Here is a 21,505-nt window from a genome sequence, read left to right on the forward strand (position 1 = left end):
CTGACGGCAAATAAACCTGTAATGGCTAAGTCACTTTGATAAAGGGATAGCTCATTATTGATAGTATCTGAAACAATTGCATCTGAAACAACAGAATAAAGTATATGCAAAAACGAATAACCTGGCCCCCCATACTATTGACCATCCTGATAGTCTTGCTATTCCTGGGTGGCTTGGTATACGGTGCCGTATCCATCCCTTTGGAAAGCGTAATAGATATCCTTCTGGGAAAAGACATCGGCCGTCCGGCCTGGCAAAGCATCATCCTGCAATCCCGTTTCCCGCAGGTGGTGACGGCCTTGCTTGCCGGTGCTTCGCTCGCTACCAGCGGTTTGTTGTTGCAGACCTTGTTCCGAAATCCGTTGGCAGGTCCTTCTATCCTGGGTATCAGCGACGGGGCAAACCTGGGAGTAGCTGCCATCATGCTTTACTTCGGCGGTACCCTCGGTATGGTGACCGAACTGCCGATCAGCGGTTATCTGGCAGTCATCATTGCCGCTTTTGCCGGTGCTGCCTGTATCCTGGGACTGATCATCTGGTTCTCAGCCAAAGTGAAGAATAATGTCATGCTGCTAATCATCGGAATCATGATCGGCTATCTGGCATCCTCCCTGATATCCGTACTGAATTATTACGCATCGACCGATAAAGTACATGCCTTCGTCATGTGGGGCCTGGGTAATTTCTCCGGAGTCTCCCTCATGCAATTGCCTTACTTTCTATTTTTCACCATTACCGGCCTGCTCCTGGCTGTTCTGCTGATCAAGCCGCTGAATGCCTTGCTTCTGGGAGAGATGTACGCCGCCAACCTGGGGATAAAGATTAAACGGACCCGTATCGGAATTCTGTTCTGTACCGGTCTGCTGACGGCTACGACCACCGCTTTCTGCGGTCCTATCTCTTTTATCGGTCTTGCCGTCCCGCATATTGCCCGCCTGATGCTAGGCTCGTCCAATCATAAGATGCTGGTGCCGGTTACGATGCTGGCAGGCTCCTGTATCGCCTTACTCTGTAATATACTGATGGTCATGCCCGGAACTAATAATATCCTGCCTCTGAATGCGGTGACCCCCATGTTGGGTGCTCCGGTCATTATCTATGTGATCGTAAATCGTAAAAACATCCAATACTTTGACTGATGAGGACACAGGAACCAGTAATAGAAACAAATCATCTCAGCATAGGCTACCTGCTGAAAGGCGGCAGGCGCAAGATCATCCACGAGGACCTGAACCTGCGTCTCCAACCCGGTGAAGTCACCTGCCTGTTAGGGCTGAACGGAGCCGGTAAATCGACCCTGTTGCGTACCCTATGCGGTTTCCAGCCCCCGTTGTCGGGTGAGATCCGCCTGATGGGAAAACCGTTGGCATCCTATTCACAAAGCAACTTTTCGCTGACTGTAGGTGTTGTACTGACGGAGAAGACAAACGCGGGCGGAATCACTGTTTACGAACTCGTTTCATTAGGACGCCACCCGTACACAGGTTTCTTCGGCCAACTGAAGAAGCACGACAGGGAGATCATCGAACAATCGCTGGAGGCAGCCGGTATTGCCCACAAAGCACAAAATTACGTATCCGAACTGAGCGACGGCGAACGGCAGAAAGCTATGATCGCGAAAGCCCTTGCGCAGCAATGCCCGATCATCCTGCTGGATGAGCCGACCGCTTTCCTGGATGTCACCAGCCGCATAGAGACTATGGTGCTGCTGCACCGCCTGGCAACGGAACAACATAAAGCCATCCTTCTCTCCACCCACGACCTCGATCTGGCTATCCAGATGGGCGACTGTCTTTGGCTGCAGGAGAAAGGCCGCCCGATGGCCTGCGGTACACCCGAAGACCTGATATTGAGCGGTGCCTTCGAATCCTTTTTCGGTAAGGAGGGCATCGTGTTCGATCCCTCTACAGGGAAACTGAATACCAAAGCTCCTGTCGATCCGATAGGGGTCGAGGGCGACTTCCTTGTCTCTTATTGGGTGGGGAATGCCCTTATCCGGAACGGTTTCCGTCCTGCCCCGGCGAAAGAGGGACAGGTAAATGTAAATTGTCTGTCTCCCAGTGATCTCCTGCTGACTTTGCCTGATGGGAAAGTGAGAAAACTGGACGGAGTGGCTGCTTTGATTGAAGCGGTAAGGGAAGAGGAATTTAGCACTAAAGTGTCGCCCCTATCAGCACAATAGTGTCATTGGCATCAGCACGGTAGTGCTACGGGTACTGACATAATAGTGTTGACAAAAGTATCTTAGTGTCGTTATTGTCAGTAACTTGGCAGTGTTACTAAGAATGAAAGAATAATAAAAGATATAATAAGATAAGTACAGATGAATTATGGCAAATGAAATAACCTGGCGGTTAGAGAATGAGAAAGTAAGCCGTCTGCTGTTACAGTATGCTATCCCGGCGGTGATCGGGACGATGGTGAACTCTTTATACAATATCGTAGACCGGGTTTTTATCGGTCAGGGTGTCGGTGCGCTGGCGATTGCTGGGCTTACATTGACTTTCCCTATCCTGCTTTTCCTGCAGGCATTCGGTATGTTGGTGGGGGCCGGTGCCGCGACGCGTGTCTCTATCCATCTGGGGAGGAAGGCGAATGATATGGCGGAGAAGGTATTGGGAAATGCCTTTACACTGACTTTCATCATAACGATCCTTACGGTAGTCCCCTGTATGATCTGGATGGACGACCTGCTGCTTGCCTTTGGCGGTAGCGAACAGACCATCCCTTATGCAAAGGACTATCTGAATATTGTCATCCCCGGAACGATCCTTACTTCGTTGAGCTTCGGCTTTAATGCCGTCATGCGAGCTTCCGGTTACCCGAAAAAGGCCATGTTCACCATGCTGATCGGAGCCATAGCTAATGTAATCCTCGACCCGATCTTTATTTTCTGGCTGGATATGGGTATACAGGGGGCGGCAATCGCTACGATTATCTCCATGCTCTTGAGTACCGCTTTCGTGATGAACCACTTTATTCAGAAAGACAGTATCGTCCGCTTCCACAAGGGAACGTTCAAGCTGGAAGGACATGTCGTGTGGAATATCCTGACGATCGGTGTTTCACCGTTCGCCATGCAGCTGGCAGGTAGCCTGGTAGTCGTTATCCAGAACTATGCGCTTAAAGTACATGGCGGCGACCTGGCGCTCGGTGCGAACGGGATCATTACCAGCGTCGGCATGCTACTCGTCATGCTTATCATCGGTATCGCCCAGGGGATGCAACCTATTGTCGGTTTCAACTACGGGGCGGGGCATCATAAGCGTGTGCAGGATACCCTTTGGCTCGTTATCATCACTTCGACCGTCATAATGGGGATCGGGTGTATATGCAGCATCCTTTTCCCGGAAACGATCTCCCGTGCTTTCACAAACGATCCGGCACTGATAGAGGTGACGGCAAACGGTTTACGGATCAGTTTGCTGGTCTTCGTGGTGGTCGGTTCGCAGATCTCCATCAGCCAGTTTTTCCAGAGTATCGGTATTGCCTGGAAAGCGATGTTCCTTAGTCTGAGCCGCCAGTGCCTTTTCCTGATACCGGCCCTGCTGGTTTTCCCGAACATCTGGGGGCTCGACGGCGTGTGGTATGCCTCGCCGTTTTCAGACTTCATTGCGGCCGTAACTGCCTGGGGGTTCTTATGGTATCATGTTAAAAACATAAAAAGTACAGGAGTAAATTGAACTTCCTGGCATGTTATTTGTCTATATAATGAAAAGTGATTCACAACGTATTAATTATAAAGAATAGAAGTATGAAAAGAGTATTATTATTGCTAGCTGTCCTACTGTTTAGTGCCGGTTCAGGGACAATGATGGCACAACAGGATAAAGCAGCACAGAAGGCTGCCAAGAAAGCAGAGAAAGAAGCCAAGAAAGCAGCAGAGGAAGCTGAAAATATGGCCTTGTTCGAACAGGCTGTCCAGGCTCTTAACGCTAAAGATTTCGTGCTCGAAGCAGATCGTGTGGAATTTAAACGCGGACGCTTTGTTTATGTCACTCCTAGCACCAACTTCGTATCGATGGATGGCAACCGTGCAACGATCCAGTTGGCTTTCAACGGAGCATATGCCGGACCTAACGGCATCGGGGGGATCACTGTAGAAGGTAACGCTTCGAATGTCGAAATGAAGACCGACAAGAAAGGAAATGTCACTTTCAGTATGATGGTACAAGGTGTAGCTGTTTCAGCAAATGTCACTTTCCGTATGGTTAAAGGCTCCAATAAATGTACGGCTACTGTGAGCCCGAACTTCAACAGCAACCGTGTTTCATTCACCGGTTCACTGTATCCGACAGAACAATCCAATGTGTTTAAGGGACGTTCCATTTAAACCGGTTGAATGACTGTCGCAGGAGCGAAGTCGGATATAAAATAGCATGTGTCAGAAACGGATGAGTTGTCCGGTTTTCTGACACATGTTGTTTTATGCGAGGTTTATTTCTTCACTTGATCGACATCGTGGAATATCATTATCTGCAGTACCGGATTCGCGTCGTCGTCGAGTGTTTTGATAAGCTTTTTCAGTTCCTCGTCCCCATGTTGGCCTTCGGCTTCCTGTAAAGCATATACCTGGCGAGTGCGAACCGCAATATGGCTGTTCTGCGTCGTATTCCAGTTGGTGATGTGCGGATAGTCGTCCATCAGTGTCCAGTAGGAATTGCCCGTATAGTCTGTCATTTTGTAGATCTGGTTCTCTTTCTTGTCGTAGATGTAGAAATGCTCGTCGACATACGGCTTGTACGAATGGCTGCGGAGGATATAAAACATCAGGTAACGCCCGGTTTCGATCGTCGGATGTATTTGTGCGAAGGTGGTGGGGTATTGGCTTTGGTCGATGATACGCGGAACGACCTGCAGGTCTTGCTGCCGGATTTCAAAGATCGTGTCGTTGCCCAGGTTAGCCATAAATGCTCCCTTGGGACTCTTTATCAGGCTTCCGTAGGCCAGGCGTCCGTGGCTGTCGTGAGGCAATTGGGTAGGGAAACGGATCGGTAGTTTTTTTACCGTGCTTCCATCTTCTTTGCGGATGACCGAATAGCGGGGGCCTCCGGGGTTGTATCTGAAATAATTGAGCAGGAGCGAGTCATTGAGTATTACGATCTCTTTTGCTTTGTTGGGGAAGGTCCGTTTGAAGTTCCCTTCCAGGTCGTAGACGTATGTGCAGCCTTTCTTTAAGTTGGCATCTTGAACGAATATCTCTTTCCGGAGGGTATCGACGGCATAGCTGCTAATGTAACTATATTCGCCCGGTCCTCCGCCTCGGTGGTCGATTTTACGGACCAGGCTGCCGTCTTTCTTGAATATATAGATGGCGGTTTGCTCTTCCTGGGCGTAGATAAAGTCGTTGGTCAGCAGATATTCGTTGCCCTCGCAGGTGCCGCGTTGCCTCAGGAGGGTCGTATCGTTGGTCTCCAATGGAATATACAAAGCGTCGGAGAGGTCGCTCAAGCGGATATTCGTTTCCGGATAGTTCTCTTCTACATTGAAGTAGATAGGTTTTTCTCCCTCATACCAGACGGGGGCAGCCGGCAGAGTCACTCTTTCAGATACCTCTTTTCCGGTATCTTCCGTCCGGGATTCTTTTTTTGTGCCGGAACAACAGATTGTCAGGGAGAAAGTGAAAAATAGAAGAGGGAATGTTTTCATGGTATAGTATATCTGATTGTTAAACGCAAACAATATAGATATAAAGGAGGATACAGCAAAGTGGTGGGGCTGTTTTTTAACTTTGTTTGTTCCGCATATAAAGATATTTTGTAGATTTGTTCTCATTAATCCTATAGTTAAAGTTAAGTTATTATGCAATTATCAATCGACCAAAAAGACATCGATAAATTCATCATGATAGGCGATAAAGTGCTTATCAAACCGAAGAATCCGCAGAGCCAGACTAAATCAGGTCTTTACCTGCCGCCTACGGTGCAGCAGGATAAGATACAGAGCGGTTATATCATCAAGGTAGGTCCCGGTTTTCCTCTGCCTTCGCAAAAGGAAGAGCATGAAGTATGGGAAAAGAAGGAAGATGAAGCTGTCCATTACCTGCCTTTGCAGGCGCGTGAAGGCGATCTGGCTGTCTATTTGCAGAATGCAGCCTATGAGATCAACTTTAATGAAGAAAAGTTTCTGATCGTGCCTCATTCTGCTATTTTGATGCTGCTCCGCGACGAAGGATTGTTCGAATAAAGCCTTTTTCTTTGGCAAAATACTAATAGATATACTTTTTTGATGTATTTTTGCAAGCAAATCAACAAAATAAACTATCAACAGTAGCGATTAGAATGAATAAAATTGTAAGTAAAGAACATTTCTCTGCCAACGTCGTGAAGCTGGAAGTGGAAGCTCCGCTGATTGCCCGCTCACGCAAAGCCGGTCACTTTGTGATCGTAAAGGTGGGAGAGAAAGGTGAACGTATCCCTTTAACCATTGCAGGAGCAGATACTCAGAAAGGAACCATCACCCTGGTTATCCAGGCCGTAGGCGGTTCATCCAAAAAGATCTGCGATTTGAACGTAGGCGACTATATTACCGATCTGGTAGGTCCGCTGGGACAAGCCACCCATATCGAAAAGGTAGGGACGGTAGTTTGTGCCGGAGGTGGTGTAGGTGTAGCCCCGCTGCTGCCTATCGTTGAGGCTTTCCATAAGGCCGGCAACCGCGTGATCGTCGTGCTGGCTGCCCGTACGAAAGACCTGGTGATCCTCGAGGAACAGATGAAAGCCAATTCCGATGAAGTGATCGTGATGACCGACGATGGCTCATACGGCACGAAGGGACTGGTGACGAACGGTGTGGAAAGTGTGATCAATCGTGAGAAGGTAGACCTGTGTGTAACCATCGGTCCGGCCATCATGATGAAATTCGTTTCGGCTCTTACAAAGAAATACGAGATACCTACCGTCGCTTCCCTGAATACAATCATGGTAGACGGTACGGGCATGTGCGGCGCTTGCCGTATCACGGTGGGCGGAAAGACCAAGTTCGTCTGTGTGGACGGACCTGAATTCGATGCTCATCAGGTTGATTTCGACGAGATGCTTATGCGTCTGGGTGCTTATAAAGATATTGAAAAGAAATAACCACTTAAACAAATGACAACAGCAGAACTAATTGCAGCCCGCCGTTCCGAACCCTGGAGGGAAGAACTGCGCAAGAGCAAAAAAAATAAAGAACGCACGGATATTCCCCGTGTGGAAATGAACGAACTCGATCCGGAATACCGCAGTCATACCCGCCTGGAAGAGGTGAACCTGGGTTTGACAAAAGAGCAGGCTATGCAGGAGGCACAACGTTGCCTGGACTGTCCGAATCCAACCTGTATGGAAGGTTGTCCGGTAAGTATCAATATCCCGACATTCATCAAGAATATCGAACGGGGTGAATTTCTCGAAGCAGCGAAGGTATTGAAAGAAACCAGTGCCTTGCCTGCCGTTTGTGGCCGCGTATGTCCGCAGGAGAAACAGTGCGAAAGCAAATGTATCCACCTGAAGATGAAGAAGGCCCCGGTAGCCATCGGTTACCTGGAACGTTTCGCTGCCGACTATGAACGTGAGAGCGGTCAGATTTCTGTGCCTGAGATTGCTGAAAAGAACGGTATCAAGGTTGCCGTGATCGGTTCCGGTCCTGCCGGTCTGTCTTTTGCTGGTGATATGGCGAAACGCGGTTACGATGTGACGGTGTTCGAAGCGTTGCATGAGATTGGCGGCGTACTGAAATACGGTATTCCTGAATTCCGTCTGCCGAACAAGATTGTGGACGTAGAGATCGAAGGACTTCGTAAGATGGGCGTGAAGTTCATCACGAACTGTATCGTTGGTAAGACGATCAGTTATGAAGATTTGCACGAAGAAGGCTTCAAAGGCTTCTTTGCTGCCAGCGGTGCCGGTCTGCCTAATTTCATGAACATACCGGGCGAAAACCTGATTGGCGTCATGTCGTCCAACGAATACCTGACACGTGTTAATCTGATGGATGCTGCCAATCCCGAAAGCGATACGCCTGTGTTGCAGGGTAAGAAGGTGGCAGTGATCGGCGGAGGTAACACGGCGATGGACTCTGTACGTACGGCCCGTCGTCTGGGAGCTGAACGTGCTATGATCGTTTACCGTCGTAGCGAAGAAGAAATGCCTGCCCGTGTGGAAGAGGTGAAACATGCGAAGGAAGAGGGTGTGGAATTTATGACTCTCCATAACCCGGTCGAATATATCGGTGACGATCGTGGCCGTGTAAAACAGATGCGTCTGCAGAAGATGGAACTGGGTGAACCGGATGCTTCCGGACGTCGCCGTCCTGTTGCTATCGAAGGAGCTATCGATACGATCGATGTGGACGAAGTAATCGTCAGCGTCGGTGTTTCTCCTAACCCGCTTATCCCGCGTGCCTTCAGTGGTCTGGAAGTAAGCAAATGGGGCACGATCGTGGTCGATCAGGATACTATGCGTTCAGCATTGCCTGATGTGTATGCCGGAGGTGACATCGTTCGCGGTGGTGCGACAGTGATCCTGGCTATGGGCGACGGACGTAAAGCTGCTGCCGCCATGGATGCCAGCCTGCAGGGAAAATGATCCATATAACAGTATAAACAGAAGCCCGGCCCTGACAGGTCGGGCTTTTTCTTTGCCAAAACGTCAGTAAATCTCTATATCTTCTAATTTTTAAGAGCTTCCTCCTAAAAGGTATTGCAAATGAGAAATTTATTTTTAAATTTGCGTTTAACTGATTATCCAGGAAAAGACATATATGAGGTAAAGAAAATATTTATACAATAGTTGTAAATATTGGTGTGTCTATGAAGGGGGGACTATGGCAGAAATGCTATGGTCCTTTTTTATTTAGTTATTCTGATTTTAGTAATGCTATTGCTTCTTGTTTTAATTTAGGCAAATGGTTTACAACGATACTCCACAATATATCGATAGACAGACTGTCGTATCCATGTATGATGTAATTACGAGCATCGACGATCTTACGTGAGTTAGTGATTGTAATGTCGGAATTTACTTTTAGGATCCGGTTCATGGCTTCTCCGATAATTTCAACATTTCTTTCCACTGCGCGTCTAAGGCGTAGATCTCTGTTAAATTCTTCAAATAACTTCGGTTGGTTTTCAAAGAAACTTTCTATTTCTTCGATGGCCGTTATGATGTCCTGTAAATGTTTTTTTATATAGTTATCCATATAATTGTACTTTAGTTGTGTCAATACTTTCTTTCAAATATGGGTTTCGTACAGCTTTGCCTTCCAATAGATCAACATCTCGTCCTAAAAGGCTTTCCAGTGCGTATTTTAAATCAAAGTAATTATCTGCATAATCTTCTAAATTGACACCTTCGAAGTCTACTAACAGATCGATATCACTCTTGTCTGTAAATCGATTAGTAAGTACAGAACCGAAAGCAAACAAATTCTTTACCTTATGCTTTTTGCATAAAGCTATAATCTTTGGTAGATAATTGCTGAAGAAGTTCATATGCCTTGTATTTAGTTGTAACAAAAGTAGATATTATTCTTTAAAAGAGCAATAGGAGGGATAGACTATCAATAAAAAGCCCCGATATTGCAAGCAATACCGAGGCCTTTTGGAAGCGAGCGAAAGACGGGACTCGAACCCGCGACCCTAACCTTGGCAAGGTTATGCTCTACCAACTGAGCTACTTTCGCAATTAAATCAAACTGTACTCGAAGCGGGACTTGAACCCGCACAGCCGCAATGGCCAAAGGATTTTAAGTCCTTCGTGTCTACCGATTCCACCATTCGAGCATCCCTTCTCTTAGAGATGAGCGAAAGACGGGACTCGAACCCGCGACCCTAACCTTGGCAAGGTTATGCTCTACCAACTGAGCTACTTTCGCATTGTTTCCGTTTGCGTGTGCAAAGGTAGATAACTTTTTTGTATTTGCAAATATTTGATTAAAAAAATCTCTTTAGCTGCTGATTTTTTTAATACCGGATCATTAATTTGTTTCCCTGCTGAGTCACGTCAAATCTTGTCAGGGCAAATTCTGATGGGCCATCTGACGGTGTACCAGAACCATACGCTATTTCGTACTTGGTTCCGCACTTAGGACATTGTGCCCACCCGGTGTTATCTGCTTCTACGGTTACATTTTTGTTTGCTTCATAAGGACAGCAAAGATCATAAGCGTAATATTTGGTATTACCGGAAGAGTCGAACCCGCTAACCACCAATACACCGGAAAATCCGAGCTGTGTGCCGTAATTTTGACCGTTGGTGGAAGTTATCTCCTTGTGGTTAAGTGCACCGACCAGATCCTTATCTTTGAAAGCCAGATCCAGTTCAAGATATACCCGTGCATAAGGTATATTCGATACATTAACCTTGTTGCATGACATTACCAACAGCACTACCAAACAAAAAAATATCCTTTTCATATTATTATGCTAACAGTTCCTTTTCAGCTTCGTTTACTTTACTAAACGAGAAACCGTCAATAATATTTTGCATCAGAGCAGAAATACTGTCATTGCATAAATTGCCGATACTACCTTCGTGTGTATGGCTAACCTCCTTATTCGGAGTGAATTTACCTGCTTCGATGTTCAAACCCACCTGTTTGTAAGCGTCGCGGAAAGGAACACCCTCCAGCACGAGGCGGTTTACTTCCTCTACGCTGAACAACAGAGCATATTTGTCATCTTCCAGGATATGTTTGTTCACCTTCACTTCGCGCATCATATGCGTTACCATGCGAATGCAATCCTTCAGTTCGTCGAAAGCAGGCAGGAACACCTCTTTGATGATCTGCAGGTCGCGGAAATAGCCCGACGGCAGGTTGTTGCATATTAAAGTGATCTGTTGAGGCAATCCCTGTATCTTGTTACATTTTGCCCGTGTCAGCTCGAATACGTCCGGATTCTTCTTATGCGGCATAATACTCGAACCTGTCGTGAACTGGTCGGGCAGCTTGATGAACCCGAAGTTCTGGCTGTTGAACATACAAGCATCGAACGCCAGTTTTGAAAGCGTTGCGGCGATACCCGCCATTGCGAAAGCCACCGTACGCTCCATCTTGCCACGCCCCATCTGCGCATAGACCACATTGTAATCCAGCGAATCGAAACCCAGCAGATTGGTTGTCATCTGGCGGTTCAGCGGGAACGAAGAACCATATCCGGCAGCCGAACCCAACGGGTTACGGTTGCAAACCTTATAAGCCGCCTGCATCATCTGCAAATCATCCGCCAGGCTCTCGGCATACGCCCCGAACCACAGGCCGAATGAAGAAGGCATCGCTATCTGTAGATGCGTATACCCCGGCATCAGTATATCCTTGTAACGGTTGCTTTGGCTGATCAAGACCTCGAACAGGCCGTTAGTCAGCTCTACCAGCTCCTGTATCTGCGCACGTGTGAACAGTTTCAGATCCAGTAACACCTGGTCGTTGCGCGAACGTCCGCTATGTATCTTCTTGCCGATATCACCCAAACGGCGCGTCAGCATCAGTTCCACCTGCGAATGGACATCTTCCACGCCCTCTTCGATCACGAACTCGCCGCGGTCGGCCACGGCATAGATGTTTTTCAGCTCGGCAAGTAGAACCGTCAGTTCGTCTTTTGCGAGCAACCCGATACTTTCCAGCATCGTTATATGAGCCATCGAGCCAAGAACGTCGTATTTAGCGAGGTAAAGATCCATTTCACGATCCTTACCTACGGTAAATGTTTCGACTTCCTTGTCTACCTGTACATTTTTTTCCCAAAGTTTCTGAGCCATAATGCGGAGAATTAATAGGGCAGGGAGGCAATCACAGTTGAAATCTTGTCGAGAGCGTCCTGCAACGGTTTTGATACCATCGGTTTGATAAACGGATTCAGATCGGCGCGGATCGTCATTTTCAATCGCGTGTCGGCTTCTTCCACCTGTTTCAGTTGAATCCACAGGAAGAGAGGGACGGGCGAGTTGGTTGTAGTAAATTTGATTGTTTTGTTCGGTTCGCGTTCTACGATCTCGAAGCGTATTTTACCTACGGGATCGACAGCGAAGCTACAAGAGTCGCTGTCGAACTCGAAGTCTTTGATCTTATCTTGTGGAATGCGGTCCTTAACCCGTTCCAGATTGGAAAGGTCGGACAGCATTGCATAGACACGATCCTCGTTATAGGGGATCGTTTTGATTTCACTTACAAATTCTGTCATCCTGTGTCGTTAAAAATTAAGCTTCAGGATTCCAGTTAGCAGGATCTTTGCGCCATTCCTGCAAAGTGGCGATTTCCGATTCGTCGATATAGTCTGTGCGTACAGCTTCTTCGATAACGGCGTCGTAGTTGCTCAGTGTAGTCAGCGTAACTTTTGCATCCTTGAATTGCTGTGTAGCAACAGGGAAACCGTGAGTAAAGATGGCAACCATACCAACAACATCGCAACCGAAGTTACGTACAGCCTGTACAGCTTTTAAGCTACTACCGCCTGTTGATACCAGGTCTTCGATAATTACTACTTTTGAACCCGGTTTCAGTTCACCTTCAATAAGGTTTTCCAATCCATGATCTTTCGGCGTTGCGCGGATATAAACAAAAGGCAGTCCAAGCAGATCGGCAACCAATGCACCCTGTGCGATGGCGCCTGTGGCAACTCCTGCGATAGCATCTGCGTTCTCGTATTTTTCGCTAATCACACGTGCCAGTTCCAATTTGATGAAACTACGAACAGCCGGATAAGAAAGCGTTTTTCTATTATCACAGTAGATCGGTGACTTCCAGCCCGAAGCCCATGTAAACGGATTTGCCGGTTGTAATTTAACGGCTTTAATCTTTAATAATTTCTCTGCAACTAATCTTTCCAGTGTTTTCATACAATCCTACATATATATTTATATCAGTTTGCAAAAGTAGGCAAACTGAATGAGATAACCTTATAGAACCCGAAAAAAATGAAGGTTTAAAAAGATATTTTTGAAAATAAAAGGCTACCGGTCAGCTTCTAGAAGAAGTTCGACCGGTAGCCTGTCGGGGATGGCGGTTAATAGAAGCAATCTTCTTAATATTTTATCAATTTTGAATCATCAGGCATGTATTTTACCTGCTACATACGAGAACTTATCATGCACGTTTCAGCCTTCAGGGTTCTCCTGTCTTTGATAATCATAGTTTAATCCTGAAGGATGAAAATGTAATGACATGTTTTATTCTCCTTTCAGGGTAATGCATTATAAATCAATATTGTAAAGTAGCTGAAGGCTGAAAGGTAACTCTATGGAGCTCGCTTGTAGAAGCTATTTTGGGTAGCTGCTACAGTCATTTCCAGTAGTTGCCGCAGTCCTGAAAAGTCGTTGCAGCACTCATTTCAAATGGCTGCCTACCCGTTCTGAAAAAGACGTAAGCTTTTCGACAAAAAGACGTAAGCTTTTTCTCTGGGGGGCGCCGACGTTTGTGAGCTTTCAATGCCCAGCGTAAAAAGCTGGATCGTTATCTTTGAACGTGAATATTATAATGTACGTGTGTTCGGTAATGATCCTGCAGGAGACCTGCGTCCGCGGTATCAGATGTGCGAGTGTATTCCGGATGTTGAAAAAGATGTAGGAGTATGGCTTACTGATCTTATTAGGAGCTGGTTGCTGCCAGAAAACGGATGCTGGCAAAAATATCGTATTTTCAGAAATAGGATAGAGATTTTTGAGACTTTTGAGACTCCACACTATTTTTGTTCCGAAAACAGCTTTTTCTCCGATGGGTTACTATCGGCTCCAAAACCACTAGGCATCGGGGTTCTGACGCATAAGCACCGATTTGAAGGGTATAGGTGAAAAATGCTTGATTTTACTTTGTCGAAAAAGTGCTTGTAGAGTATGATTATTATTGATTGAGTGAACAGAAAGTAGTGACTAAAAAAATCGTTCCTTTTTTCTCGCCAGCAAAATTACGACATTCTTTTAAACCACCAATGTTTTTACAAATATTTTTTCTTCTCTTATATTCTTTCTTATCAACACAATAGCAAAGTTAGTACAAAATTCCTCTTTTTTTCCACGAAGTGAAAAGAGACATCAAATAATGGCGAGAAAAAAGGAACGTTTAATCTAGTCATTTAACAATTGATGACATTTAAACGGGGTTATAGATAGGACTTTTATAACACTATTATTAATATTAAATTTATTGATTATGAACAAAAAGTTTTTTACTTTGATGGCTGCCGCCCTGGTAACCGGATCAGTAGCTGCGCAGAATTATGATGCAGGTACTGATTTTGTATATCGTCTGGGTACTACCGGCTATACAAACATCGTTGGGTCTGGAGCTAATAATCCGACGCTCGATCCGTCCAGCTCTCCTCTTGCAACAGTTACAGGTGCTGAATGGAACAAAAATGTGATGAAAATCAATTCTGATTACTGGTATCAGTTGGAAGTAAATGATCCTTCTACTCCTGCTGCAGATGTCTTGATTCAGGAACGCGACGAAGAAACAGGTAAAATCTATTTACGTGTTGTTGAAAAAGACGGAACTGCAACAGCTCCTCTGACTGCTTCTCTGTGGAAGATTGAATACAGTAAAGAAGATGGTGTAAGTGGTGGCTATTTTTCTTTTGTAAATAAAGAAACTGGCTATAAATTGTCTTTCGACCAGCTTTTGGCAACCAGTGGTAATGTAGAAGCTCTGAGCAAAGGTGTTTCTGATTGGAGCTGGTATATCAATAATGATAACGGTGCAACAGCACTGGGTTGGACTCCTCTTTACTCTGTTTATACAGATGCTAATAACAAAAAGCAGGTAATGTATTTGGATAAAGCTACAGCTACAGCAGAAAGCAATGCAATCAATACGGCATTAGCAACTAACGGTTATAACTGTCAGACTTCTGCTAGTGCTCCTGTTGCTGCTACATCATTGGTTGCTGTTAAGATTAGTGATGTTCCGGCTAACATTTCTTCCTTGAATGCTTTGGAGATCAAACCGGTTATGGCTGCTCCTTTCTTTATGACTGTAGATGATTTCAACAATCGTTTGGATTCAGACGGTGACGGAAGTTTCAAATTCACAGTTGAAGAAACAAATGTAATTGGTGAAGGTGTTTTGGAACAGGAGTTTGTTGCAGAAGAAGGTTTAGTAGCTAATCCTGAAACAGCTTTTGGAAACGCTGATTATGAAAACTTCAATTTGTCATTCAAGGCTGGCGCTAATTATTTGCAGATCAGCACTGAACGCTATGAAGAAAATAAGCTTCCGAGCGTATCTCCTAGCGTGAAAGTAATTGCTGCAGCTGCTCCGACAGGTAGTGATTATTTGAAAGCGCGTGCAATGTTCCGTGCAACTTACTTCCCGTCAGAAGACCGCGTATTCATCGAACCGTTGAATGCTGGTATTATGACAGATAAAGAATATAACGATGGAACATTGTTTGCTTCATGTGCTGCTGCAACTTCCTTTACAGTAAAAGGTACTAACGGTCAGCTTACATCTGCCAACTCTGTAGTTAATGAAGCAGTAGCTGATTATGCTGAAAAATCTGTATCTTTTACAACTGTAAAATTGTCAGATGGTAGCAAGGTTATTACTGTAGCACCGGCTTCTAAAGATGGTTTTGCTATTACAACTTCTATCGAACAGGCATTCTCTTATCTGCAGCGTGCAGAATTTGCTTCTAACCTTTATACTATCAAAGATGGTAGCGAATATATCGTATGCAATTTCGCCGGTGACATGCAACTGGATGTTCCGACAGAAAATCAGAACTACGACAATATGCCTGCAACAATGTGGACTATTGAGAAAAAAGGTAACGAACAAGTAATCGTTAAGAACCGCGAATTCGGTGTTCCGACAGTATTCGAAGGTCAGCTTTATGTAAAAGATGGCAAATACTTTGCTATTGATAAAACTTATGCAGGTTTGGCTGCTAAGCAATTGAACGATCGTGAAGCTTATGATATTGCAGCTGTTACAGCTAATAATGCATTGACAAGTGCAGATCATGGTTACTATAACGCAGGTGACAAATTGTTGGTTAACAAATTCACTTTCGAATTCAACGATAATCTGGTTGATGATCACTTCCTGAACTTGACTGATGGTAACTTCTTCGTTCCTACTAAGGGTGTGAATAGCTATTACGAATTCTATGAAGCAGGTACTGTTGCATTTGGAAGTCAAGTTGCTTCTCTTCCTGCTTTGTCAAGAAAAGCATATACTGTAAAGGTATTGGATGAAACATTGATCGACAACGACAAAACTTGGATTTATCAGGTTGAAGAAAACGGTAAGCCGACTTATTACAAGGCTATGACTGAAGCTGAAGGTACTGCTGCAAACTTGAAAAAAGCTGTATTCTTCTTCAAATCAGACGAAGTAATGGGTGAAACTGAAACGTATGTATTGATCAAAACAGACGGTACTACTGCTAACACTGCTATCAGTCAGGCTTCTTTGGAATCTACATCTAAATTGGCTTACGATGACTTGAATAATATTCCTAGCGAACCGAGCTCAACATTTGCTATTGCATTGGCTGATGTACAGTTGTATCGTGATTTGACAGCTGAGAAAACTGTTAAGTTCTTCCTGAAGAGAGGTGCAGCTAATGAATATCTGTATGAAGGAAATGGTTCTGAAACATTCGGATTCCTTGGTTTGACTTCTGAAGGTGTTCACCAGGCTGAAGGTTACAATCCTTCAATGGCTTCATTTAAGGTTAGCGATAATGCAGGTATCATGCCTGAATTCTTGTTCGCTGTTGATACAGCAACTGTAGCTGATGGTTACTGGTGTGATATTCATGGTTACGAAGTAACTGATCCTTGCGGACATGCTGATCCTTATAAAGGTTATATGACAGGTCGCTTCCTGATCAACATGAAAGATTACGGTAAAGATTACAAGTTTGAAAGCTATGACCGTCTGGGCTTCGTAGAAGGTATTTATCAGAATGGTAAACTTTATATTCTGTCAAATGATCCTTTAAATGAAGACGCTGTAACTCTTGCAAGCCTTAAGGTTAGCGAAGAAAAAGGTGGTGTTATCGATCCTGCTAAATTGGCCGCATTGACTCCGGTAACTATGGGATCTCCTTATACATTCTCACTGCGTCTGATCAACAGAGGTGACGAAGAAAACTTCTTCATCGAATCAGAACGTGTAGCTGCTGGTTCATTCACTGGTGGATGGATTAAAGTACAGAACGGTTGTCCGGTGATTGCACGTCATACAGCAACAACTGGTTCATCTGAAGATCATGAAGGTGCTAATGGCTCTATCGACGAAATCATGCGTGATGCTCAGATCTTCTCACTGTCTGAAGGTGACGACGTTCCTACTTCAAACGAAGCTATCGATGCTGAAAGCACTGTTAAGGTGGTAACAGTAAACGGTGGTATCCAGGTATTGAACGCAGCTGGTAAGACTGTAACAGTTACTAATGTATTAGGCCAGACTGTAGCTAGCACAGTAGTTTCTTCTGATAACGCAACAATCGCAACTCCTGCTGGTGTAGTAGTTGTAGCCGTTGAAGGTGAAGCAGCTGTAAAAGCTATCGTAAAATAAGAAATATTTATAATCAAAATAATTTTAAATTGTTTACCGCGAGGTGTCATCAGACTCCAACTACCCTGTGAAGGCGAACAAGCGGTAAATATTAATACTAAAGTAATGAAATAAAGTTCTTCTGTTCCACCTCTGTGAAGAGTGAAAACAGACAAAACAAAGCCCGGTAGGATTAACCTGCCGGGCTTTCGTTGTTTATTCGCGGTGTGAAGTATTGTTGGCTTAATTTATGTAAAAACTTTTTGGGGTGTTTTATTTATCGGGTGGAGTATTCGGCTTGTTTTCTTATGATGAAAAAGTAAAGGATTCTGATCTTTTTTTACTTTTTGCCTGTATTGATAGGAAAAATGTCATATTACTACGTACGTGTGCGTACACTAACGTAATTATATCAATAATTCGAATAAAGTGATATTTGTGATTTATGCTTTGATTTACAAAATCTAGGGAGTATATATCTTGTGACTAAAGAAAACGGTCCTTTTTTCTCGTCACAAAAATACAACAATCTTTTTAACCGACAATCTTTTATCCAATCTTTTTTACCGTTTATATCACCTTTCTTATCAGGATGATAGAAAAATAAGGACGAAGTTATCCCTTTTTGACATGAAATAAAAACCGGGCTCAAAAAATGACTAGAAAAAACGACCGTTTAAACTCGTCATTTAACGAATATCAACGGTTGAGAGGATTTTATACATTAACTTTTAGTATAGTAATATTATTAATTAAATTTATTGATTATGAACAAAAAGTTTTCTACTTTGGTAGCCGGTGCTTTGCTGCTTGGTTCCGTTTCCGCCTATGCACAGGTGAAAGCGGATAAGGTGACAGAGATTGAAAAGGGCTATTATGTGCTTTCAGGTGAACAGATTAGTGCAGACGATGGTACTGCTGCTGTGGCTGAATTTTTCAAACTGGATGATGGTAAACTCGTTAAAGTGACAGGTGATTTAGATGCTGATTACAATCAGTCACTATGGACTATTGCCGCAAGTGCCTCCAATTCAAACCACTTTACATTTGTAAATAAAGCTACTGGTTTGACTATCTCTTTTGATCCGAAGAACGCTGTAGCTGCAGATGACGGAGGTGTAGTAACCGCTCCGACAGGTGTTACAGATCCTAGCTTGGTTGTTACCGGTGTTAATATGGCATGGGCATGGGTTGCGAACTCGGCAGATGCAACAGGTTTAGCCGATGTGAAAGGTTTAACTTATGCAATCGACACCGACTCGACCATGGCGTTAGGCGTAACGAATATTAGCGGAACAGATTATGTGTATGCTTATAAATACGCTAATAAAAACATGGGTAGCTTGGGTACGACCAATGCTGATATTCAGGCTGTAAAACCGACTTCAGTTGTTATGAAAGCTGACGATCTGAATGTTTTGACAGATGCGACGAACGGTGATTACTTCACAATGACCCCGAACAAAACACCATTGTTCGTTGATGCGATCAGCAATGTGAAATTTCATGCAGAAAATGGTATTCCCGGTTTTGTTACATTAAAAGAACTCGGTACACAAAAGTACTTACGTGTGGACACGGCTGTTCATGCTGCAACAGGTCTGAATGAAAATAATTTATACCAGTTGGCTCGTAAAGCATTGAAGACCGGTGAAGATGCATCAGCTCTGGTTCCGAATAATTTCAAGATCGAAAAAGATCTGTTTAGAGACAGTGTTTTCGTTTCTATAGCGAAAGTAAATTCAAGATTCACTTATGATGAGACTCCTGATGTTGATGGTTCACATTGGTATACAGCTTTGGCTAGCGGTACTCCTTATGAGTATTGCACATTGTCGAGTATTCTATTGACACCTACGACAGAGGTGATGACATTTTATTCTCCTGAAACTCCGACGTATGCTACATTAGAAAAAGAAAACCTCCTTTTCTCTGTGTCTGATGCTGCAACGGCAGTAGATAGCAGAACTTCAATCGCAGATGGTTTGTATTATATCAGAAATGCAAAAGGTCAGTACCTGGCATCTCCGATCTACGATAATGGTGAATTGGCTGAATGGGTTACTGTAAATGCTGACGAACAGAATGTGGCTCATATGCCGGCATACCAGTGGGTTGTTTTGAAAGACAATATTACTGAATATGCGAAAGACAAGTCTACTGTGACATTGACAAACCGTGAGTTTGCTAACTATGCTAAAGCTCCAGCTATACAGTTGTATAAGAACAGTGGTGCTACTTATTATTCTGTGGCAAGTAATATCTCAATGAATAGCGTTAAGGCTATCGACTCAAAAGACTCTTTGAACTTCATTCAGATCACTGACCTGACTGTTTTAGGTGATAGTTTGCTTGGTTACAAGAACTTTGACAGCAACGATTTGAAAGTAAATCGTTATACATTCAACTACTTTAACCCGTATGTAAGCGATAAGTATATTGGCAAGTCTACGGATTCGCTGTTGGTTGTTAAAGACAATATCCAGCCGTTTGTAGTGAACGCTGTAGGTACTATTGCTGATTATGGTTATACGGTAGCAAATGCTAACGGTCGTATCAGTGGTTTGAAGCAATTACGGCGTCAGGCTTATCAGATGACTGTTCCTGCTGCTGATGGTAATTTGAAATTCGGTGTAGATGCAGAAAACCAATACGCTATTTCTGCGGATCCTGACTTTGATCTTGTAACATTCTTCTTCAAAGAAAATAATGATGTACAGAGAACCAGCGACGAACAGAAAAATGATTTCTATACATTGGTAGTTCGTGATAATCCTTTAAAGATTAAAGCCGGTGTTTCTGACGAAACTCAGGATGCTACTTTGAAAGCACAGTTGATCGCAGAAGCCAGAACTTCTTCTTTCCTGATCTCTCCTTATGATGCTCCTCTCTATCGTCGTTTCAACACGACTCTGGAAGGTGCGGTAGCCGGTGACGGTCCTGATACTGTAAGATTCGTTGAACAATATCGTAAAGAATACCTGCAGATCGAAGGTAACGAGAACTTTACTCACAAAGGTATCGACTTCCTGGGTATCTACACAGACGCGAAAGCTCCTTCCGGATTGGCGTTTATCGTTGATACGGCTTGGGTGAATCGTGGTGCCGGTTATATCAAACCGCAGTATCTGATCTCTATTGAACGTACTGATAAAGCGGCAACTCCGGGTGTGCCTTGTACTGAAACAGGTAAGCATTATGATAAAAATGGAAAGGAAACCGATGCAGAACATTGTGGTCATGCTACACCTGCTGTTCCGGGCTTCGAATTCGGAAAATATCTGGTGAATTTCAAAGACTCTGCTGCTGTAGCCGGTAATGAAGAAGTTTACGCATGGAAGAAATATATTCGCGCTGGTTTCGTGAAAGCGGCTCATGTAGGTGACAGTCTGTATATCCTGAACGGTATGTTTGCTGACGTTACTGCCAAAGATTTTGATCCTGCGGCTGTTCGTGAAGCAGTTAAAGCCGGTAAATATTCAGCCGACTATATCGTTAACCTGAGAGGTGACCGCCATAAAACGGTGACCTGGTCTTTCCGTTATCTGAATCCGGCTAAGGCTGCAACTGACGATAAGAGATTCCTGATCGAATCGATCGCTGTGAATCCTGCAGACGAAATCGCTCCGGTGAATGCGAACTGGTTGAAGATGCAGAACGGTTGTCTGGTTCTTTCTGACGACGATTCTAAGTTCGATCTCTTTACCCGTGATGACGATGCTTTGATCTTCGATGTAGAATATAAGGCAGATGACGAAGTGGCAACAGATGCTGTTACTCCTTCCGTATCTACGATCAGTGTAACTGCAACAGAAGGTGCTGTTGTCGTTAAGGGTGCACAAGGCAAGAAGGTGGCTGTCAGCAATGTTCTCGGCCAGACTGTAGCCAGCACGCTGATTACTTCCGACGAAGCTACTATCGCTGCTCCTGCTGGTGTTGTGGTTGTTGCTGTCGAAGGCGAAGCTGCTGTGAAAGCGATTGTAAAATAAACAGACAATTATTTAATCAAATAATTTTTCAATACTGCGCA

Annotated in this window: 16 protein-coding genes and 3 tRNA genes; 9 read left to right on the plus strand and 10 right to left on the minus strand. The window is 44.4% G+C overall.

Translation table 11 applies throughout. The features are described from left to right. Positions 1-104: 104 nt before the first annotated feature. The 4 genes from IEY67_RS06180 (at position 105) to IEY67_RS06195 (ending at position 4,333) form a co-directional block, all read left to right on the plus strand. Positions 105-1,139 carry an iron chelate uptake ABC transporter family permease subunit gene (locus IEY67_RS06180; protein ID WP_183668764.1) on the plus strand — a complete coding sequence of 345 codons (1,035 nt, stop codon included), beginning with the start codon at positions 105-107 and terminating at the stop codon, positions 1,137-1,139. Then, a complete protein-coding gene (locus tag IEY67_RS06185) occupies positions 1,139-2,182 on the plus strand; it encodes an ABC transporter ATP-binding protein (protein ID WP_183668766.1) in 1,044 nt (347 codons plus the stop codon). The genes IEY67_RS06180 and IEY67_RS06185 overlap by 1 nt, the downstream gene beginning before the upstream one ends. Positions 2,183-2,330: 148 nt before the next feature. After that, complete coding sequence (locus tag IEY67_RS06190) at positions 2,331-3,683, plus strand: MATE family efflux transporter (RefSeq protein ID WP_183668768.1); 1,353 nt, start codon at positions 2,331-2,333, stop codon at positions 3,681-3,683. Positions 3,684-3,754: 71 nt separating this feature from the next. Further along, the gene (locus tag IEY67_RS06195; RefSeq protein WP_122373579.1) at positions 3,755-4,333 is read left to right on the plus strand and encodes a DUF4251 domain-containing protein; all 579 of its coding nucleotides are present in this window, start codon (positions 3,755-3,757) and stop codon (positions 4,331-4,333) included. Positions 4,334-4,437: 104 nt separating this feature from the next. Here the strand turns inward: IEY67_RS06195 and IEY67_RS06200 are convergent, their stop codons facing one another. Continuing rightward, positions 4,438-5,649 (minus strand): DUF4934 domain-containing protein, encoded by a 1,212-nt coding sequence (locus IEY67_RS06200; protein ID WP_183668770.1) that lies wholly within the window; start codon positions 5,647-5,649, stop codon positions 4,438-4,440. A 153-nt stretch (positions 5,650-5,802) separates the two neighbouring features. Between IEY67_RS06200 and IEY67_RS06205 the strand changes: the two genes are divergently transcribed. The 3 genes from IEY67_RS06205 to gltA all read left to right on the plus strand — a co-directional run bounded on the left by IEY67_RS06205 (position 5,803) and on the right by gltA (position 8,564). Beyond that, a complete protein-coding gene (locus IEY67_RS06205) occupies positions 5,803-6,186 on the plus strand; it encodes a co-chaperone GroES (protein WP_122354643.1) in 384 nt (127 codons plus the stop codon). A 95-nt stretch (positions 6,187-6,281) separates the two neighbouring features. Beyond that, positions 6,282-7,079 carry a sulfide/dihydroorotate dehydrogenase-like FAD/NAD-binding protein gene (locus tag IEY67_RS06210; protein WP_122354645.1) on the plus strand — a complete coding sequence of 266 codons (798 nt, stop codon included), beginning with the start codon at positions 6,282-6,284 and terminating at the stop codon, positions 7,077-7,079. A gap of 12 nt (positions 7,080-7,091) precedes the next feature. Next, positions 7,092-8,564 (plus strand): NADPH-dependent glutamate synthase, encoded by a 1,473-nt coding sequence (gene gltA / locus IEY67_RS06215; RefSeq protein WP_122354647.1) that lies wholly within the window; start codon positions 7,092-7,094, stop codon positions 8,562-8,564. Between the two features lie 271 nt (positions 8,565-8,835). Here the strand turns inward: gltA and IEY67_RS06220 are convergent, their stop codons facing one another. From IEY67_RS06220 to pyrE, 9 genes are all read right to left on the minus strand, one after another. Continuing rightward, complete coding sequence (locus IEY67_RS06220) at positions 8,836-9,177, minus strand: HepT-like ribonuclease domain-containing protein (RefSeq protein ID WP_122362836.1); 342 nt, start codon at positions 9,175-9,177, stop codon at positions 8,836-8,838. Further along, positions 9,170-9,469 carry a nucleotidyltransferase family protein gene (locus IEY67_RS06225; RefSeq protein WP_122362837.1) on the minus strand — a complete coding sequence of 100 codons (300 nt, stop codon included), beginning with the start codon at positions 9,467-9,469 and terminating at the stop codon, positions 9,170-9,172. The genes IEY67_RS06220 and IEY67_RS06225 overlap by 8 nt, the downstream gene beginning before the upstream one ends. Before the next feature lie 118 nt (positions 9,470-9,587). Next, a tRNA-Gly gene (locus IEY67_RS06230) sits at positions 9,588-9,660 on the minus strand. Between the two features lie 15 nt (positions 9,661-9,675). Further along, positions 9,676-9,760 (minus strand) — tRNA-Leu (locus IEY67_RS06235). 19 nt (positions 9,761-9,779) lie between these two features. Beyond that, a tRNA-Gly gene (locus IEY67_RS06240) sits at positions 9,780-9,852 on the minus strand. Between the two features lie 88 nt (positions 9,853-9,940). Further along, positions 9,941-10,393, minus strand: coding sequence for a Rieske (2Fe-2S) protein (locus IEY67_RS06245; protein ID WP_122354649.1), 453 nt, complete (start codon positions 10,391-10,393; stop codon positions 9,941-9,943). A gap of 4 nt (positions 10,394-10,397) precedes the next feature. Further along, positions 10,398-11,735 carry an argininosuccinate lyase gene (argH, locus tag IEY67_RS06250; RefSeq protein ID WP_183668772.1) on the minus strand — a complete coding sequence of 446 codons (1,338 nt, stop codon included), beginning with the start codon at positions 11,733-11,735 and terminating at the stop codon, positions 10,398-10,400. Positions 11,736-11,746: 11 nt separating this feature from the next. Further along, the gene (locus IEY67_RS06255; RefSeq protein ID WP_122354651.1) at positions 11,747-12,157 is read right to left on the minus strand and encodes an SRPBCC family protein; all 411 of its coding nucleotides are present in this window, start codon (positions 12,155-12,157) and stop codon (positions 11,747-11,749) included. 16 nt (positions 12,158-12,173) lie between these two features. Continuing rightward, positions 12,174-12,812 (minus strand): orotate phosphoribosyltransferase, encoded by a 639-nt coding sequence (gene pyrE / locus IEY67_RS06260; RefSeq protein ID WP_028729716.1) that lies wholly within the window; start codon positions 12,810-12,812, stop codon positions 12,174-12,176. A gap of 1,309 nt (positions 12,813-14,121) precedes the next feature. Between pyrE and IEY67_RS06265 the strand changes: the two genes are divergently transcribed. Together IEY67_RS06265 and IEY67_RS06270 are read left to right on the plus strand one after the other, a co-directional pair. Next, positions 14,122-17,496 carry a DUF6383 domain-containing protein gene (locus tag IEY67_RS06265; RefSeq protein WP_183668774.1) on the plus strand — a complete coding sequence of 1,125 codons (3,375 nt, stop codon included), beginning with the start codon at positions 14,122-14,124 and terminating at the stop codon, positions 17,494-17,496. A gap of 746 nt (positions 17,497-18,242) precedes the next feature. Then, the gene (locus IEY67_RS06270) at positions 18,243-21,464 is read left to right on the plus strand and encodes a DUF6383 domain-containing protein (protein WP_183668776.1); all 3,222 of its coding nucleotides are present in this window, start codon (positions 18,243-18,245) and stop codon (positions 21,462-21,464) included. Positions 21,465-21,505: the final 41 nt, after the last annotated feature.

Origin of the sequence: Parabacteroides faecis, assembly GCF_014647375.1 — a bacterium.
GTDB lineage: Bacteria > Bacteroidota > Bacteroidia > Bacteroidales > Tannerellaceae > Parabacteroides > Parabacteroides faecis.